13 protein-coding genes are annotated in these 18,553 nt (G+C 63.9%); 9 read left to right on the top strand and 4 right to left on the bottom strand.

The features are described 5' to 3' along the window. Positions 1 to 551: flavin reductase family protein (locus POM99_RS06230; protein WP_277275985.1), on the top strand; the 551-nt coding region annotated here is incomplete at its 5' end. A 46-nt stretch (positions 552 to 597) separates the two neighbouring features. Here POM99_RS06230 and POM99_RS06225 read toward each other — a convergent pair. Next, the gene (locus POM99_RS06225; RefSeq protein WP_277275984.1) at positions 598 to 1,731 is read right to left on the bottom strand and encodes a DUF2332 domain-containing protein; all 1,134 of its coding nucleotides are present in this window, start codon (positions 1,729 to 1,731) and stop codon (positions 598 to 600) included. Positions 1,732 to 2,214: 483 nt separating this feature from the next. Here POM99_RS06225 and POM99_RS06220 point away from each other — a divergent pair, with 483 nt between their 5' ends. Further along, entirely contained in the window at positions 2,215 to 4,047 is a 1,833-nt protein-coding gene (locus POM99_RS06220; RefSeq protein ID WP_277275983.1) for a methyl-accepting chemotaxis protein, read from the top strand. A gap of 876 nt (positions 4,048 to 4,923) precedes the next feature. Here the strand turns inward: POM99_RS06220 and POM99_RS06215 are convergent. The 3 genes from POM99_RS06215 to POM99_RS06205 form a co-directional block, all read right to left on the bottom strand. Beyond that, positions 4,924 to 7,293, bottom strand: a complete 2,370-nt coding sequence (locus tag POM99_RS06215; protein ID WP_277275982.1) for a TonB-dependent receptor domain-containing protein — start codon at positions 7,291 to 7,293, stop codon at positions 4,924 to 4,926. Between the two features lie 445 nt (positions 7,294 to 7,738). After that, the gene (locus POM99_RS06210; RefSeq protein ID WP_277275981.1) at positions 7,739 to 9,547 is read right to left on the bottom strand and encodes an IlvD/Edd family dehydratase; all 1,809 of its coding nucleotides are present in this window, start codon (positions 9,545 to 9,547) and stop codon (positions 7,739 to 7,741) included. 33 nt (positions 9,548 to 9,580) lie between these two features. Then, positions 9,581 to 10,708, bottom strand: a complete 1,128-nt coding sequence (locus POM99_RS06205) for an aldose epimerase family protein (protein WP_277276001.1) — start codon at positions 10,706 to 10,708, stop codon at positions 9,581 to 9,583. Between the two features lie 184 nt (positions 10,709 to 10,892). On the opposite strand from POM99_RS06205, the gene POM99_RS06200 reads away from it, so the two are divergent. The 7 genes from POM99_RS06200 to POM99_RS06170 all read left to right on the top strand — a co-directional run bounded on the left by POM99_RS06200 (position 10,893) and on the right by POM99_RS06170 (position 18,552). Then, on the top strand, positions 10,893 to 12,182 hold the full coding sequence (locus POM99_RS06200; RefSeq protein WP_277275980.1) for a sugar MFS transporter: 1,290 nt from the start codon (positions 10,893 to 10,895) through the stop codon (positions 12,180 to 12,182). A 90-nt stretch (positions 12,183 to 12,272) separates the two neighbouring features. After that, positions 12,273 to 13,799: an aldehyde dehydrogenase (NADP(+)) gene (locus POM99_RS06195; RefSeq protein WP_277275979.1), complete on the top strand. Its 1,527-nt coding sequence runs from the start codon at positions 12,273 to 12,275 to the stop codon at positions 13,797 to 13,799. Between the two features lie 24 nt (positions 13,800 to 13,823). Next, positions 13,824 to 14,825, top strand: a complete 1,002-nt coding sequence (gene araD1 / locus POM99_RS06190) for an AraD1 family protein (RefSeq protein ID WP_277275978.1) — start codon at positions 13,824 to 13,826, stop codon at positions 14,823 to 14,825. A gap of 4 nt (positions 14,826 to 14,829) precedes the next feature. Next, positions 14,830 to 15,756 carry a Gfo/Idh/MocA family protein gene (locus POM99_RS06185; protein WP_277275977.1) on the top strand — a complete coding sequence of 309 codons (927 nt, stop codon included), beginning with the start codon at positions 14,830 to 14,832 and terminating at the stop codon, positions 15,754 to 15,756. Positions 15,757 to 15,758: 2 nt separating this feature from the next. Continuing rightward, on the top strand, positions 15,759 to 16,664 hold the full coding sequence (locus POM99_RS06180) for a 2-dehydro-3-deoxygalactonokinase (protein ID WP_277275976.1): 906 nt from the start codon (positions 15,759 to 15,761) through the stop codon (positions 16,662 to 16,664). Beyond that, a complete protein-coding gene (locus POM99_RS06175) occupies positions 16,661 to 17,293 on the top strand; it encodes a 2-dehydro-3-deoxy-6-phosphogalactonate aldolase (RefSeq protein ID WP_277275975.1) in 633 nt (210 codons plus the stop codon). Before POM99_RS06180 ends, POM99_RS06175 begins: the two co-directional genes overlap by 4 nt. A 146-nt stretch (positions 17,294 to 17,439) precedes the next feature. Next, positions 17,440 to 18,552, top strand: coding sequence for a glycoside hydrolase family 43 protein (locus POM99_RS06170; protein ID WP_277275974.1), 1,113 nt, complete (start codon positions 17,440 to 17,442; stop codon positions 18,550 to 18,552). Position 18,553: the final 1 nt, after the last annotated feature.

Genomic DNA, 18,553 nt, shown 5'->3' with positions numbered 1-18,553 from the left:
TCGTTCCCCGCCCCATCGCCTGGGTCAGTTCCCGATCCCGCGACGGGGTGGACAACCTTGCCCCGTTCAGCTTCTTCAACGCCATGGGCAACACCCCGCCTGTCCTTGCCATCGGCATGGTGCGGGCACCGGCCGGCGGGCTGAAGGACACCCCCGCCAACATCCGCGAAACGGGCGAATTTGTCGTGAACCTCGTGTCCGAGCCCCTCGCAGAAGCCATGAACTCCACATCCGGCGACTACCCGCCCGACGTGGACGAAGCCCGCCTGGCGCACGTCGCCATGACGCCATCAACTGCCGTCAACCCGCTGCGCGTAGCCAAAGCACCCGCAGCCTTCGAATGCCGCGCAACCAACTACATCGAAACCGGCCCGAACCAGGTCCTCGTCACAGGCGAAATCCTCGTCACACACATCGACGACCGCTTCATCACAAACCCCGACAAGATCGAAATCGATATCGAAGCCATGAACCTCATTGCCAGACTCCACGGCAGAGGATGGTACGGCAGACAGACCGACATGTTCGAAATGATCAGGCCGAGAGTGTAACAAGCCTCTCGAGCCACAACTCCGACCTGAACTTCTGGAGATTTGCTCAGGATCGATCGGAAAGGCCAGTCCATTCGAACCATTCGGCGTAAGGATGGCATATCGCCACGACCGCCGGCCGACCTGAACCGGCTTGTCCATTCCACTGGCTGACCGTTAGTTCGACAGCGGTGCGGTCTGCATTCCATTCAAGGCCGACACGCACCAGCGGTGCCGCGACCGAAGCCGATCGCCCCGCTTCCGCAAGGGCCCGGTCGATCATCATGTGTTCTGCTTCTGGCAGGTACTGCATGACCATCGAATGGAACACCACGCGCCTTTCGCCCGGTGATTGTGGCAGGGCGAGCTGGCGTACCAGCCATTCGCCGGCACGTCCCTTTTCCACCGATGGCGAATGGACCCGGGCAAGCGCGATCGCCGCGCGCAGCCGTTCGGTACGCTCGATCTCGCCCGGCCAGATATAGGCATGGAGGCGTTCGCTATCCGCGTCGTTCCGCACGTCGAGAGGGTTCAGATCGACGCCAATCGCACTGGTGATGTGGGGCCGTCCGCCAAGTGGCAACCGACCAGCCCAGCTCGGCGCAATGCATACTTCACTGGCGGAGTCGCCAGCGCGCTGCGCCCCCAGGCGAATATTGTAGCGCTCCAGATTAAGATTCAACCCTGCGCTCGATCCCAGTTCGAGCAGGCAGGTCCGCATCTGCGCGCGGGCATCGAGTTCCATCAACACCGCAGCGAGACCCGCGACCCGGGCGACCTCGTTGGTCTGTGTGGGGCCTGCCATCCATGTCAGCAGATCAGCTTCGCCATCATGAAGCGCCAAGGACAGGGTTATATCGAGCAGGAGCGGTTCAGGAACCCAACCAGTGCGCGCATCGCGGTAGATGGCCGCCAGGCCCGGATGCCGTCCTGACCGCGCCATTGCATGAAGCCCGGCGTTAAGACGGAAGATCACTCCGGCTTTGGCCAGGTCGCCCGGCCATGTCTCAACCGCCCGGGCTAGCGAAGGGGCCTGAGGCAGGACCCGCGCCACGCTCTCGAGAAGCGCCGCGACGAAGAACTTGCCAAAGCGGCGCGCCTTGGCGGCTTCAATGCCAAGTTGTGCAATCGCGCGCCCCGAAACCGGCGCTTCGAGGCAATCCGGCTGATGCACGGGGTCAGCAGTGGCAGCGATCAGCAAGGCTTTGTTCTTTCAGAATATCGGCAATCTTGTGCCGCCACCCGGATGTAGGTCAACATCCTCAACACCAGCAAAAATGCACCCATCGGTTTTCCCTTATGCCGACGTTGCCAAGCAATCTTTGGCCGCATTTTCAGACGTATCATTACGTAACCACGTTCTCGGCACGGATTAATCCGCTCCGGACTAACAGGGCAGGATGTCGATGCACCAAATCTCACTTGCGATGCGCAGGCGGCCCTTGCTTGCCGACAACGCTCTCGCCCTCGGCTTGGAAAGGCCAGCCTGTGCCGGCGGGGCTGTTGAACGCGACGCAGGCAATGCCTCAAGGTGCCTCGACCGACAATCCGACAGGCGGCCAGATCAACGCCTTCCACACCGATTGCCCCCTCATCACCGGCTCGCCTCGTGTCTCGATCCGGTGCCCTTGGCGGTCCGCCCCATGACCAAGCCAAAGTCAACGTCATTCAAGGATTCCGAACCGTGTTCGATCGCATGAACATCCCCCGCCGCCTCGGCCTCTCCTTTGTTGCGCTGAACGTCACCGCGGCGTTGATGATGGTCGTTTTCGGCGTCAGCCTGGCGATGGTATCGAATGTCTCGGCCCGAAATACCGAGAGCCAGGCCGTTCTGGCCGATACGCTGACGCTGGAAACAGCGCTGCTGCGGCAGAACAGCCAGTTGCGCGGTTTCCTGGTGACGGCTGACGAAAGCTATCTCAAATCCTATTACGAAGGCCGTGACGATTACGACAAGACGTCCGCCGCGCTCGAGGCTCGGCTTACCGAGCCGGAACTTCAGGATCTGGTCCGCCAGTCGCGTGTCGAAACGATCAAATGGCGGGAGAACTGGGGCGACAAGTATGTGGCCGTGGTCAAGTCGGGCCAACGCGACGCCGCGCAGGAAGCCGTTCGCGCAGCAGGCAAGGCCGTACTGGTAAGCGCAGCTGTGCTGCCGCTGCGCGCTGTGAAGGACGCCAAGACAAAGGAAATCACCTTGGAAACGGCGCGCCAGGAAAGCGCGATCCTGTTCGCCTGGATCGCACTGGCCGTCGGAGGCGCTACACTCATCGGGCTGGCACTCGTGCTTTCGCGCCGCCTGTCGCACTCGATCGCCGTTCCGCTATCGGAATTGACCGGCACGATGACTGCCCTGGCTGATGGCCAGAACGATGCGCCCATTCCTGGCACCAATCGCGTCGACGAACTGGGTGACATGGCTCGCGCCGTCCTGATCTTCCGCGATGCCGCGCTCGACCGTGCAAGGGCGGTGGCTGATCGCGAACGTGCAATGGCCCAGATCGGCGAGCGCTTGTCCGCTGTGGCACAGGCTGACCTTTCGGTGCGCATCACCGGTGTTCCGCCCGCTTTCCAGACAGTGGCGGACGATTTCAATGAAGCGATGGAGCGCCTCTGCCAGGCCATGGGTCTGGTGCAGGACAGCATCGTCGCGATCAGGCTCACATCATCCGAGATCCAGCAGGCAACCACAGACCTTGCCACACGTAGCGAGCAGCAGGCCGCGAGCCTTCAGGCATCGTCCAGCGCCATGGATCACCTGACGACGCAGATCGAGGACTATGCCAAGATCGCCGCCGAAGTCAGCGGTTCGATGGTCGAGGCACGTGACGAGGCGGAGACCGGCGGCAAGGTTGTCGGAAAGGCAATCGAGGCGATGGACAATGTCGAACGCGCAAGTGCCGAAATTTCCGAGATCACCACGATGATCGACGGCATCGCTTTCCAGACCAATCTGCTGGCTCTGAACGCCGGCGTCGAAGCAGCGCGGGCCGGGGAAGCGGGCAAGGGCTTTGCGGTCGTTGCATCCGAAGTACGTGCGCTTGCCCTGCGGGCAACCGAAGCAGCCAACGCCATCAAGCAGCGGGTTGAAGCGGTGACAAGCCACGTGCGTTCGGGCGTTTCGCTGGTCAACGAAACCGGTTCCGCACTGGAGACGATCATCAACCGGGTCAGCATGGTCACCACATCGATATCGACCATCGCCGAAACGGCGGGCGAGCAGAGCATCGCTCTGCGCAAGATCAATGGCGCAATTGGCGCGATGGACCAGATGACCCAGCAGAATGCGGCAATGGTCGAGGAAACCAACGCTGCCACCAAGAATCTGACCCAGGAAGCCGGCCAGCTATACAATGCCTTCAGCAGTTTCCGCATCGGTCGCGAAGAGCGCCGCACGCTCGCGCCTGTGCCGTCGCCGGTGCAGACAGCGCCAAAGCCCAGATCCGCAGCGCCTGCGCCGTCGATTCCGATGGTGAGCGGCAATCTCGCGATAGACAGCGACTGGTCGGAGTTCTGAGATACACCTGCTGAACGGCGCGCACTTCGCCTGCGCACCGTTCAGCCGAACCAACGCGTGCATCACTGCCCTGTAAAAGCGCTTGGCGAGCTACGCTCACACCCTGAAATGACCTGGCGCCCGCTATCATCGCCTCAAGGCGATAATGGCGGGCGTTGTGATGCATGGGCCTTAGGCCGGGTGGCCCTCCTCTCATCCACGCTCTCACAACCCGCACTTCGGCCGTCCACGTTGTGTCCTGCTCCCAGGCCCGGGATTGGTTGGCGGGGCGCTAAAGCCAGATGACACAAGGCCGCGTCGCCGGATTGCGACAGGAGGTGTCTCGGCCAAGAGCCCCCGTTGGTGTGATGCGCGATCCTCCGAGGGCGCGTTGTGGGCCGAAGGCCAGCAGATCGCCGCAAGCAAGGTCACGGCCCCGGCCGCCGGACTTTGCCGGAGCCCTGGCAGGGGTGAACAATCTCGCCGCTGCGGTTCCAGCGTTGACGCGTTCGGGCAGGAGCAGAACGGCAAGCCAAGTTGTGGCGGTTACTCACGGTTTGCACGCCACGGCAGTCGCGTGGCCACGGTGCCGGCGAACCACAAACTGCTGCGGGCCCGCGCTTGGAACAGCGACAATGGATGCCGTGGCACCTGCCATCGCGGCCGCCATTGGGTGGCCAGGCTGGTGAGCGGTGGTGGACGCCGCGCCACCGGAAGGGCAGCTGGCGCACGCATCTGACACACAAAGACCGCGCAAGGCACCAGGATCTGCCCGGTGCCTTGCGCGGTCCCCCGCCCCGGTGGGCGGCTACGCTGGTCTCAAGAACTGAAGTTGATCATGTCCGGCAGGGGGCCTGCGGCACGCGCACGGGGGCGTGGCCACAGGCCCTGTCAGGTTCAGAAGAACAATCGGACGGAAGCCGTGGCACGGCGCCCGGCAAGGGTTGAGCCCACGGTTATGCCGGTGGCCGGCATTGTCCCGTCAAGTACGTTGACCACGGCCAGCTTGTCGAACAGGTTGCTGGCATTGAGGCCGAGTTCGAGCCGATCGACCGGACGCACGCGGACGAACAAGCCGACTGTAGTGTAACCGGGAAGGCGCAGGAGGTTCACGTCCTGCGCATAGCTGCCGGTGGTGCCGACGATGCTTGCGCCAACCGAGAAGAGCTCACTGTCATAAGCCGGAGTGAGCTGGAAGATCAGCGACGGCTGGTGGCGGGCGGTCTTGCCGACGAGTCCTACCTCACCCGGAGCAGCCGTAATCTCGGCGTGGGTCAGCGTGGCACCCGAACTCAGGCTCCACGGACCGTGGCGGAAGTTCGCCTCGAACTCGGCACCATAGGCTTTGTAGGATCGCTGAACGAGAATGTAAGAGCTCTGCGTACCAGTGGTGATCAACTGATTGTTGGATTCGCTGGTCCTGGCAAGGAAACCGGTAGCATTGAAGGTAATGCCCGGACGGCGGAACTTGAAGCCGGCCTCGGCTTGGCGCACATGATCCGTCCCTACCACCGGGTCGGCCAACTGGCCCGTCACCTTGTTGATCGCACTATCCGTCAGTATCCGGTCCGCTCCGTTGCGCGCGCCCTTGCTATAGCGGGCGAAGACCGAAAAATCCTCCATGACGCGCCAGTTCACGCCCACAGACCATGACAGGCTGTGCACTGAATAGTGAACCAGATCGGGCACCCCGGCTGGGATGAAAGTCACCACCGTCTCAGCAAACGAGGACGGGACACCGTTGCCATCGATGTCAACGAAGCGCGTGTCGCCGGCTCCATCAGCGCGCGCACTTCCGCGCACCCGATCAGTGTTGTAACGCACCGAACCACCGATCGAGACGGAACCCGACTTGTAGTTGAACGAGCCATAAGGGGCCAGAACGGTGTGGCCCACGTTGAAATCCAGCAACGCACCAGCCGGACCAAGCGCGTTGAATGCGAAGGTCCCATCCTGGCTGATCGGAAAGCCGCCGTTGATCAGGTTCACAAGTCCTGAATTGCCATTGCCGGCAACGTTTTGGACCAGCGCCGATATCGAACGTTCGAGCCCAATGTTCTGCCGCGCGGCATAGAGCCCTCCGGTCAGAGTCAGTTCACCCCCGCCGGTCTGGTATACCCGGCTTGCGCGCAGATCGTTCACGGTGAGGTCCACGTCGTGGAAATCGACCGCCGCATTGATTGTCAGCGCCAGAATGTCCGTGGGGGCAACGGCCTGCCCAGCATTTGGTCCGCTGAAATAGGTTGCGGAAGCTGTTGCCCCGCCACCGAATACCGGCACAAAGAATGCAGCTGGCATTGCGAGCAGCGGCACTGCCTGCCCGCCCTTGGCACTGTTGCGGGAATGGCGGAAGCGATCGGAAACGGTCCAGCCACCAATTTCGAACTGGCTTTCCAGTCCCAACGCCAATGATTTTATGCGCATGCGATCGCGAAAATCTTGGCTGATGATGGTGTTGTTGGGACCGAACAATTGCGTGCGGCCGATATAACGCGAATAGAGGGAATCGTTCTTGGCTGAGAAGCCGGGAAGATCGCCATAACGCGGATCGGCATCCGTGCCGGTGACCGCCAGCGGAACATTGCCGAGCGGAGGCAGGATTTCGTCATCAAGCACCTTGGCCGAAAACCGGATATAGCCGTTGGCAAGCTGGCGCGTGATGTTGAACTTCACCTGTCCACCACGGAAACCATCAAAGCCGATGCTGCGCGATCCCTCGCCCACCCGATAGAAGCCGCCAATGTGGAAGCGCCAATCGGCGTTGATATGGCCGCCATAATCGGCATCGATGCGCTTTACGCCTCGGTCGAGCCCGGAACTCGCCATGATCGAGCCGCCTTCGACATCGCCGGTCTTGGATATGAAGTTGACCACCCCGCCCGGCGCATCGGATGCGAACGTCGAAGCGGACCCGCCGCGGATCGATTCCACGCTGGCAAGGTTCAGGTCATTGCGAAGGAACATGTCGACCTGGAGCCCGGTCAAATCGCCGAACTGCAGCACTGGCAGGCCGTCTTCCTGCAGCTGCAGATACTTCGCGCCGTCGCCCACCAGAGGCAGACCGCGGATGGTATAGCTGTTACCCGTCTCGTTGACGTCGACTTCGGCGCGGATACCCGGCAGAGTCCGCATGACCTCGGCAATGTTGCCCGGGCCAAGGCGGCGGATGTCGGGCTCCTTAACAACGCTTGTCGAAGTGGCAGAATTCAGCGGGTCGCGCGCCTTGGCCACGCCGGTGCTGATCGTGGCGTTATCGTCATGTTCCAAGCTTGCCTCCCAGGCCGTCTTGGCCGGGCCACTGGAAGGTGTCGTACCTTGCGCAAGCGCCGGCACAGCTGGGAACAGAAGGCAGGCAACCATTGCATGCCGGGAAATCATACGGATCATGTTCGTCCAATCCCTCATTTTAGTGCGCCGGGGACTACGGGGGGGACGTTCCGATCTCTGAAAGCTGGAGATAGGGTTTAGCGCGTAAAATTGATGAAGAGCGGAACGGCCGATGCCATGGAATATAGGCCGCCAACCCTCCGCCTGTTGTGCATCACCCGGGTCAGGTAGTTGAGGGGAGATGAAGGGCCAGATATCTCACCACAACCGCATGACGTGATTGAAAGCGTGCTGCCGGTGGCGCCGTTCCGCCGCATCAGTGCGCACAGTCTTCGGCGCAGGCCGCCGATCGGCCCACGCCAACTCCGCCAGCCTGGGCGGCTTCCTAGTGGTTGTCGCGCGGCAAGCCGCGGGTCTGCGCGATGCGCTGATACTTCTCAGCCCCTTCAAGGATCGCACCGCTGCCCAGCTGGCCGACATAGGCGCGCTGGATCTCCTGCCACGGGGTCTGCGAAGCGGGATAGGCATAACCGCCCGCCGCTTCGAGCGCGGCCCGCCGCTCCGCCAGCTCCGCATCGGAAACGAGCATGTTTGCAGTGCCCTTATTCAGGTCGATACGCACGCGATCGCCCGTCTTCAGCAGTGCCAGCCCACCCATCGCCGCCGCTTCGGGGCTGGCGTTGAGGATCGAGGGGCTACCGCTTGTCCCCGATTGGCGACCATCGCCGATGCAGGGCAAGGCAGTGACGCCGGCATTGATCAGATAGGCAGGCGCGCGCATGTTCACCACTTCGGCCGCGCCGGGATAGCCGATCGGCCCGGCACCGCGCATGAACAGCAGTGTATCCGGCGTGATGCCGGTCGCCGGATCGTCGATACGGGCGTGATAGTCCTCGGGGCCGTCGAAGACCACGGCGGGTCCTTCAAACGCATCGGGATCATCGGGGTTGGAAAGGTACCGTGCGCGAAACTCCTCGCTGATCACGCTGGTCTTCATGATCGCGGAATCGAACAGGTTGCCTGACAGCACGATGAAGCCCGCATCCTTGCGCAGCGGCCGGTCGAACGGCAGGATCACCCGCTCGTCCTCGATCTTCGCATCGCGACAGTTCTCGCCCATGGTCCTGCCATTCACGGTCATCGCCTGCTCGGCGATCAGCCCTTGCGCGATCAGCTGCCCCACAACCGCCGGAACGCCACCGGCGCGGTAGTAATCCTCACCCAGATATTCGCCGGCCGGCTGCAGGTTTACCAGCAGCGGCACCTTGTGGCCCAGCCGCTGCCAATCAGTCAGCGGCAGGTCCACGCCCACGTGGCGCGCGATGGCGGCCAGATGGATCGGCGCATTGGTCGATCCGCCAATGGCCGAATTGACGACGATGGCATTGTGGAAAGCACCCAGCGTCATGATGTCGCTGGGCCTCAGGTCTTCGTGCACCATGTCGACAATGCGCTTGCCGGTCCGCCATGCGCATTCCTGCCGGTCGCGATAGGGCGCAGGAATGGCGGCCGATCCGGGCAGCATCATGCCCAGCGCTTCGGCCAGGCTGTTCATCGTCGTCGCTGTGCCCATCGTGTTGCAATAACCGGTAGAGGGCGCGGACGAAGCGACGAGCTTGATGAAGCCTTCCTCGTCCAGTTCGCCCTTGGCCATCATCTCGCGGCCCTTCCACACGATCGTGCCCGATCCGGTGCGCTCACCCTTGAACCAGCCGTTGAGCATGGGCCCGACCGAAAGCGCGATGGCAGGTATGTTCACCGTCGCCGCCGCCATCAGCAGCGCGGGCGTGGTCTTGTCGCATCCGGTGGTCAGCACCACGCCATCGATCGGATAGCCATAGAGCGCCTCGACCAGGCCGATATAGGCCAGGTTCCGGTCAAGCCCCGCCGTCGGGCGTTTGCCGGTTTCCTGGATCGGATGCACCGGGATTTCCAGCGCGATGCCGCCCGCCTCGCGAATGCCCTCGCGCACCCGCTCGGCCAGCACGATGTGGTGCCGGTTGCACGGCGAAAGGTCGCTACCGGTCTGCGCGATGCCGATGATCGGCTTGCCCGAACGCAGTTCCTCAAGGCTCAGCCCGAAGTTCAGGTACCGCTCGAGGTAGAGCGAGGTCATGTCGATGTTGTCGGGATTGTCGAACCATGCGCGCGAACGGAGCTTCTGGGGCGGGCGCTTGTCGGAGGAATTGGTCATTGCAGCTTTCGGAGGGCTTGAGGAGCGTGATGGTCAGCGACGCTCGGGGGCGATGCTGACGCGATAGATCATGACATGGCGATAGGGGCGGCCGGGATCGACGCGCGCGGAAACGAACGCCGGCTGGTTCGGCGCATCGGGAAACTTCTGCGGTTCCAGCGCAATGCCGTCGCCCATGCGATAAACGTGGCCCTGCTTGCCCAGCACCGTGCCGTCGAGGAAGTTGCCGGTGTAGACCTGCACGCCCGGTTCCGTGCTCAGCACTTCGAGCATGCGGCCTGAAGCCGGGTCCTCGAGCCTTGCCGCGAGCTGCGGCGTGGCGGTCACGCCCTTGTCCAGCGCGAAGTTGTGGTCATACCCCCGGCCGATGGCAATCTGCTGGTCCCGCCCGTCGCGCAACCCGTTCGCCACGCGCCGGCCGGTGCGGAAATCGAACACGGTCCCGGCCACCGGGCGCAGCTCCCCGGTGGGGATCAGCGTGGGCGTAACCGGGGTATAGGCGCTGGCGGGGATCGTCAGCCGGTGCCCCATCGCGCCCATCGGTGAACCTTCGCCCGCCATGTTGAAGATGGCGTGGTTGGTCATGTTGACCACGGTCGGCTTGTCGGTCATCGCGTCATAGGCGATCGTCAGGTTGCCCCGTTCGTCGAGACTGTAGGTGACCTTGGTATCAAGCTTGCCGGGATACCCTTCCTCGCCATCGGCACTTGTCCATGACAGGACCACGCTGGCCACCGGGCCAGACTTCACCGAAACGATCTTCCAGTTGCGCTTGTCGAAGCCCTTGACGCCGCCATGCAGGCTGTTGCCGTTGTTGTTCTGTGCAAGTTGATAGGTCTTGCCATCCAGCATGAAGCGCCCCCCGGCGATGCGGTTGGCAAAGCGGCCCACCGTCACCCCGAAGTAGTTCGGGCGCGCTTCGTAAGTCTGTACGTCGTCATAGCCCAGGACCACATCGGCAACCGTGCCGTCGCGCCCCGGCGCCATCAGCGACTGCAAGGTTGCGCCGTAACTGATAATGCGCGCGGAAACTCCGTTGGCGGCCTTCAGCGTGACCGCAAAAGCTTCTGTGCCATCAGCCAGCCTGCCTGCGCTTTCCTGCCTCGCCTCGGCGGCATGGGCAGCAGGCGTCACTGATGCCAGCGCCAGGCCCACGACCATCAGCAGCACGGTGCCGTTTTTCGGCTTGCCCGCAATCCTCATCCTCTAATCCTTCTCGGAAATACACTGGTGGGCGCCGACCATTGACGGAGCCGTTCACCGGATATAGTCCGACAAATAGAATTTGCGCAAGACGCTATGCGGCCCGGGCTGGCACCGGGACCAGAGAGAGGAAGACCAGACCATGCCGCCAGTGGCGTCCGTTCGAGACAGTTCCCAGCAGCAGGCCGAATCCGGCACCCGCTATGGGCCCGCGCTTACCTTGCTGGCCAGCCTGTTCTTCATGTGGGGCTTTATCACGGTGATCAACAACACGCTGCTGCCGCACCTGCGCAGCGTGTTCGATCTGAACTATACACAGACAACATTGATCGAATCCGTGTGGTTCATCGCCTATTTCGTCGCGTCGATCCCCTCGGCCAAGCTGATCGAGAAGATCGGCTACCAGAAGTCGCTGGTCATCGGCCTGCTGGTCATGGCGGCGGGTGCTCTGGGCATGATGCTGGCGGCCTCGATTCCGTCCTACGGCGTTACGCTCGCCATGCTGTTCGTCATCGCCAGCGGCATCACGCTGTTGCAGGTGGCGGCCAACCCCTATGTCGCCGTGGTCGGCAAGCCCGAGACCGCCTCCTCGCGCCTCAACCTGGTGCAGGCGATGAATTCGGCCGGAACGATGCTGGCGCCAATGTTCGGTGCCTATCTGATCCTGGGGCGTTCCAAGGGCGGTACGGCCGCGGCGGATGTCGTGCTCACGCCGGCCGAGCGGTTTGCCGACGCGCAGTCGGTGATCCTGCCCTATGGCCTGGTTGCCGCCGTTCTGGTGGTCCTTGCCCTGGTTATCGCGCGTTTCCCCCTCCCCGCGATGGGCAGCGCCACGCAGCGGCTGGCAAAGGAGGAGCGCGCGCGCCATTCGCTGTGGAAGCATCGCAACCTGGTTTTCGGCATCCCCGCGATCTTCATCTACCTGATCGCAGAGATCGGCGTTGCCAACCTGTTCGTGAACTTCGTCAGCCAGCCGGACATCGCCAACCTGACGCACGAAAAGGCCGGGCAGTACCTGACCTTCCTGTGGGGCGGGATGATGGTGGGGCGGTTCCTGGGATCGGCCATCATGCAAAAGGTCGATGCGGCCCTGGTGCTGGCGGCGTTCTCGGTGGGCGCGTTCGTGGTGATGCTGGTCACGGTGTTCAGCACAGGCCCGGCGGCAATGTGGTCGCTCATCCTCGTCGGTCTGTTCCACTCGATCATGTTCCCCACCATCTTCACGCTGGGCATCAAGGGCCTCGGCCCTCTGACCGAGGAAGGATCGGGCCTGCTGATTATGGCGATCGCGGGTGGCGCGCTGGTGGTGGTGCAGGGCTGGCTGGCCGATGCCTATGGCCTGCAGGCATCGTTCCTCCTCACCGCAGCCTGTGAATTGTACGTCCTGTTCTATGCGCTGTGGGGGTCGAAAACCACGGCCGAAGCCGCCTGAAAGGCCCGCCATTTGAATGCAAAGGCGGCGCGAGCAGGATTGCGCTCCGCCCTGTCTGATAATATGTCAGACTAAATCAGGAGATTTGTGATGACCGAATTCCGCTCCGTGGCCGCCGCCACGGGTGAACCCACCGGCCCTGCCTTCGCCGTCCATGGCCCGGCCGAAGTCGACGCCGCCTGTGCTGCCGCTGCAGACGCGTTCGACGTCTATCGCGCCACCGATCGGGAAACCCGCGCCACATTCCTTGAGGCCATTGCAACCGAAATCCTCGGCATCGGCGACGAGCTGATCGAAGCAGCCATGCTCGAATCCGGCCTGCCGCGCGCCCGGCTGGAAGGCGAGCGTGGCCGCACCGTCGGCCAGTTGCGGATGTTTGCCGACGTGGTCCGCAAGGGTGCATGGCAGCAGCTGCGCATCGACCCGGCAATGCCGGATCGCCAGCCCCTGCCCCGCCCCGACCTGCGCCTTCGCATGATCCCGCTGGGGCCGGTTGCGGTGTTCGGCGCATCGAACTTTCCGCTGGCGTTCTCCACCGCAGGGGGTGACACTGCCTCTGCGCTGGCCGCCGGCTGCCCGGTGGTGGTCAAGGGCCACCCGGCGCATCCGCGCACGGGTGAACTGGTGGCCGCGGCGATCGCCCGCGCGGTGGCGGCGTGTGGGCTGCCTTCGGGCGTATTCGGCCACCTTGTCGGACCCTCAAATGATCTGGGTGCCGCGCTGGTGCAGGACGCGCGCATCGCGGCGGTGGGCTTCACCGGATCGCGCGCCGGCGGCCTGGCGCTGGTGCGGCTGGCGCAGGCGCGCCCCGTGCCGATCCCGGTCTATGCCGAAATGTCGAGCATCAATCCGGTGCTGTTGCTGCCTGAAGCGCTGAAGGCGCGCGGTGCGGCGCTGGGAACGGCCTTCGTCGGCTCGCTGACCATGGGCGCGGGCCAGTTCTGCACCAACCCGGGGCTCGTACTGGCGATCGAGGGTGAAGGGCTGGACGCCTTCCTCGCCGCTGCAACCGAGGCCGTGGGCGGTGCCCCGGCGCAGACGATGCTGACCGGCGGCATCGGTCAGGCCTACCGCAGCGGCGTCGCCGCGCTTGAGTCCGCGCCCGGCGTGGACAAGCTGGCCGAAGGCCCGTCCGGTGGCGCGATGCAGGGCCATGCCGCGCTGTTCCGCACCACAGCGCAGGCCTTTCTGGCCGAAAAGGCGCTGGGCCACGAAGTGTTCGGCGCATCCTCCATCGTGGTGATTTGCCGTAACGTGAGAGAGCTTGAGACGGTGCTGAGAAGCCTTGAGGGCCAGTTGACCGTGACTTTGCACATGGATGAAAGCGATCAGGCAATGGCCGCTACGCTGCTTCCGGCGCTGGAGATCAAGGCGGGGCGCATCCTCGCCAATGGCTGGCCCACCGGTGTCGAAGTGTGCCACGCCATGGTCCATGGCGGCCCCTTCCCCGCCACATCGGACCCGCGCACCACCTCGGTCGGCAGCCTTGCCATCGACCGCTTCCTGCGCCCGGTCAGCTACCAGAATCTCAGCTCGGCCGTGCTCCCGCCTGAACTTCGCGACGATGCGCGCGGCGATGGCGCACCGCGCCTGATCGACGGCGTGCTGACGCTCTGAACCGCGAAACGGGAGTATCCGACAATGGCCCTCCGCCTGCTGCAACACTGTGCCGATGACGGGAAGCGCAGCGTCATCCTCGCCGATGGCGATGTCGCCCACATCCTGGAGGGCGTCAGCCGCACAACCGAGCTGGCGCGGCGCGCCATCGCCGCCGGGACGACGCTGGCGCAGGAGGCGCGGGCCTGCCCTGCGGGCGCGCCGGTCAATCTGGCGGCCGAATTCGCGGCCGGGCGTTTTCTGGTGCCGATCGACCACGAAGATCCTGCACACCTGCTGATGACCGGCACCGGCCTGACGCATCTTGGTTCAGCCGAAGGGCGCGACAAGATGCACCGCGAAGCCGCCGCTGTCGCGCAGCAGACCGATTCCATGCGCATGTTCCTGGAAGGTCTGCAAGGCGGCAAACCCGCCGATGGCGGCGTGGGTCAGCAGCCTGAATGGTTCTACAAGGGAGATGGCAGCCAGCTTGTCGGCCCCGATGAAGCGCTGGAAATGCCCGCCTTTGCGCAGGACGGGGGCGAGGAACCGGAACTGGCTGGCGTTTACCTGATCGGACCGGACGGAACCCCGTTCCGCCTGGGCTTTGCCTTGGCCAACGAGTTTTCCGACCATGTGACCGAGCGACACAACTACCTGTGGCTGGCCCATTCCAAGCTGCGCCGCGCGGCGATGGGGCCGGAACTGCTGATCGGCGAGGCGCCTGCCGATATCCGCGGAACCAGCCGCATCCTTCGCAACGGCGCAGTGCTGTGGGAAAAGCCGTTCCTGACCGGCGAGGCCAACATGAGCCACAGCCTGCCAAACCTGGAACACCACCACTTCAAGTACGAGCTGTTCCGTCGCGCGGGCGATGTGCACGTGCACTTCTTCGGCACGGCGACGCTTTCCTTCAGCGATGCCTTGCGCACGCAGGAGGGAGACGTGTTCGAAATCGAGGCCGCGCCCTTCACGCTGCCCTGCCGCAACCCGTTGAGCCGGACCGCGGGGCACGCTTCCGATCTGGTGACCGTCAGGGTACTCTGAAACGATGGACCCGATCCGCATCGCCATTGTCGGCATGGGCAAGATCGCCCGCGACCAACACTTGCCCGCGATAGCCGGCAACCGTGCCTTCGGCCTGGCCGCAACGGTGAGTCCGCACGATCCGGGGGTGGAAGGCGTGCCGCATTTTGCCGGGCTGGATGACCTGCTGGCGAGCGGACCGGCAGTGGACGCGGTGGCGCTGTGCACCCCGCCGCAGGTGCGGCATGACCTCGCCAGCAGTGCGCTGGCCCGCGGTATACACGTGTTTCTGGAGAAACCGCCGGGCGCCACGCTGGGCGAAGTGGCGGCGCTGCAGGCGCAGGCCGACAAGGTGGGCGCATCGCTGTTCGCGGCCTGGCATTCCCGCTTTGCCGCAGGCGTGGCCCCGGCGCGGGCCTGGCTGGCGGAGCGGACCATCGAGCGGGTGACGATCACCTGGCGCGAGGATGTGCGGGTATGGCACCCTGGCCAGGCGTGGATCTGGGAGCCCGGCGGACTCGGCGTGTTCGACCCCGGCATCAATGCGCTGTCCATCGTCACCCATATCCTGCCCCGGCCGATTTTCCTGCGCGGCGCCAAGCTGGAAATCCCGGCCAACCGCGTCGCGCCGATCGCTGCGGACATGACGTTCAGCGATACCGGTGGGGCTGCGCTGCACATGGACCTAGATTGGCGGCAGACCGGCCCGCAGAGCTGGGACATCGTGGTGGAGACCGACGCGGGTACGCTGAAACTGTCACAGGGCGGTGCGGTGCTGACCCTGCCGACGGGCACCGACCACGCCGAAGATCATGAATATCCCGCACTCTACGCCCGGTTCGCCACGCTGATACGCACCGGGCGCAGCGATGTGGACGTTGCCCCTCTGCGGCTGGTGGCCGACGCGTTCCTGCGGGGCACGCGGGTGACGACCAACCCGTTCGTGGATTGACCATGGCGCCGGACGGACGCAGCGTGATAGGTGACTGGGGAGGCACCCGGCTGCGACTGTTCCTGATTGCAGACGGGCACATCGTGGATCGGCGCGATGGACCGGGCACCTCCGTGATGGCCGGTCCAGCGGCTAATGTATTGCAGGAGTTGCTGGGCGATTGGCGATCAACGGGCCGGATCGACGGCGTGACGCTGTGTGGCATGGCAGGTTCGCCAGCCGGGATCATCCCAGCGCCCTATACCCCATGCCCCGCTGACGAGGCTGCGTGGCGTGCAGCGCAGGTGGAGGAGACGTTGGATGGCGTCCCGATAACGGTGCTGCCCGGCCTTTCGCATCGCGACAGCGGCGTGCCCGAGGTCATGCGTGGCGAAGAGACCCAGATTTTCGGCGCCATGGTGTCCAATCCTGTACTTGCGACTGGGGAACGCGTGCTTGCCCTGCCCGGCACGCACGGCAAATGGGTGCGCGTCTGCAACGGGGCGATCACCGGGTTCCGCACCGCACCCACGGGCGAACTGTTTGCGGCAATCACCACGCACACCTCGCTGGGCGGGCAGGACCCTTCCGGCGAAGGCACCTTCGACCAGGGATTTGCACGCGGGCTGGCGCGGTCGACGGAACCACTGGCCGGGGCGCTGTTCGAGGCGCGGGCAGCCCGCCTGATCGACGGACGCTCCGGCAACTGGGCGCAGGGTTACCTTTCCGGGTTGCTGATCGGCGCGGAAGCCGCGCAGTTCGGTGCGGGCAGACAGGACTTGGTGCTGATCGGCGATCCCGCGCTGACCACGCTCTATGCCCGCGCGCTTGCGCACCATGGCGGTTCGGCGCAGACCATCGACGGTGAGGCCGCGGTCATCGCCGGGCTGGCCCCTTCCCTTGCCGCAACCGAAAGCCGCCATCCATGACCATCGACGAGGTTCTTGCCCAAGGTACGCCGCCGATCGTCGCCATCCTGCGGGGAATCCAGACGCATGAAGCGGTGGCGATCGCCACGGCGCTGGTGGAGGCGGGCGTGCGGCTGATCGAGGTGCCGTTCAACTCACCCGATCCGGTGGGCTCCATTGCGGCGATGGCGGCCGCGCTGGGCACGCAGGCCGCGATTGGCGGTGGCACCGTGACCAGCCCGGAACTGGCGGAGCAACTGGCAGGCACAGGCGGTACGTTCATGGTATCGCCCAACACCGATCCGGCGGTGATATCACGATCGAAAGCCCTGGGCATGGATGTCCTGCCAGGCTTCCTTACCCCGACCGAGGCCTTTGCCGCCGTGGCTGCAGGGGCACGGGACCTGAAGCTGTTTCCCGGATCGGCGCTGGGCAGCGGATATGTGAAGGCGGTCCGCGAGGTGCTGCCCCCCTCTGTGCGGGTGTGGGCCGTGGGCGGCGTGGGCCCTGCCAACATGGCCGAGTTCCTGGGGGCGGGCGCCTTCGGCTTCGGCATCGGCAGCAGCCTTTACCGGCCCGGATATGATGCGGCACACGTGAAGGCCAATGCTTTGGCGCTGGTTGAGGCGTGGGAGCGCACCCACGGCTGATGCCGTTTTCACTGCTTGCCAAGCATCTCGAAGCAGCATAATTAGAACGAACATTTCAGATTGTCGTTCTGTTTAGGTAGCGCTATCATTCGCCATGCAATCATGCCAAGGGCCGAGGGAATCGGCCTGCAAGGGGATGTCAAAAGATGAAGGCGAAAATCATCGTGGCCGCGCTGTGCCTGGGCAGTTCCATGGGCCTTGTCGCCTGTGCGAAGGCCGGAACGGACGCCCAGCCGGGCAATGGCGGCGCACCGGCCAGCGCATTTCGAGACCAGCCGCTGGTCAGCGAAATCTACACCGCCGATCCTTCAGCGCACGTGTTTGACGGCAAGATCTATGTCTATCCCTCGCACGATATCGACACCGAGACGGGCGACGACGATCTGGGCAACCAGTATGCCATGCGCGATTACCGTGTCCTCTCGATGGACAAGATTGGCGGCAAGGTGACGGTGGGGCCGGTGGCGCTTGACCTGAAGGACGTGCCCTGGGCTTCGCAGCAGATGTGGGCGCCGGATGCGGCCTACAAGGACGGCACTTATTATCTCTATTTCCCTGCGCGAGACAAATCCAAGGACAAGAACGGACTGGGCGCGTTCAGGATCGGCGTCGCCACATCCAGGAACCCGACGGGGCCGTTCGTGGCTGAAAAGGAGCCGATCCCCGGTTCGTTCTCGATGGACCCGGCCGTGTTCACCGACGAAGACGGCACCGCCTATATGTATTTCGGCGGGATCTGGGGCGGCCAGCTGCAGCGCTGGGCGACCGGGACCTATGACCCCAACGGGTCCGACACAGACCTGAAGCAGGACGACAAGCCCGCGCTTTCTGGCAAGGTCGCGAAGATGAACCCGGACATGAAGTCCTTTGCCGAGACGCCACGCGATGCGGTGATCCTGGGCGAAGACGGCAATCCCGTACTTGGTGGCGACCACGAACGCCGCTTCTTCGAGGGATCATGGGTCTTTAAGAAAGACGGCAAGTATTACTACACTTATTCGACCGGCGACACGCACTTCCTCAACTATGCGATTGGTTCAAGTCCTTATGGCCCGTTCAAGTACACCGGCCATATCCTGAAGCCGGTGCAGGGTTGGACCACGCATCACTCGATCATCCAGCACGATGGCAAGTGGTGGCTGTTCTATGCCGACACCCAGCTGTCCAACAAGAACCACCTGCGCAACGTGAAGGTGACCGAACTGACCTTTAACCCAGACGGCACGATCCAGACGATCGATCCGATGAAAGCGAAGTAAC

Source organism: Novosphingobium cyanobacteriorum, from assembly GCF_029436685.1.
In the GTDB taxonomy this organism is placed as follows: domain Bacteria; phylum Pseudomonadota; class Alphaproteobacteria; order Sphingomonadales; family Sphingomonadaceae; genus Novosphingobium; species Novosphingobium cyanobacteriorum.
Note: the sequence above shows the minus strand (reverse complement) of the source record. Positions and strands in the feature narration are given on the sequence as shown.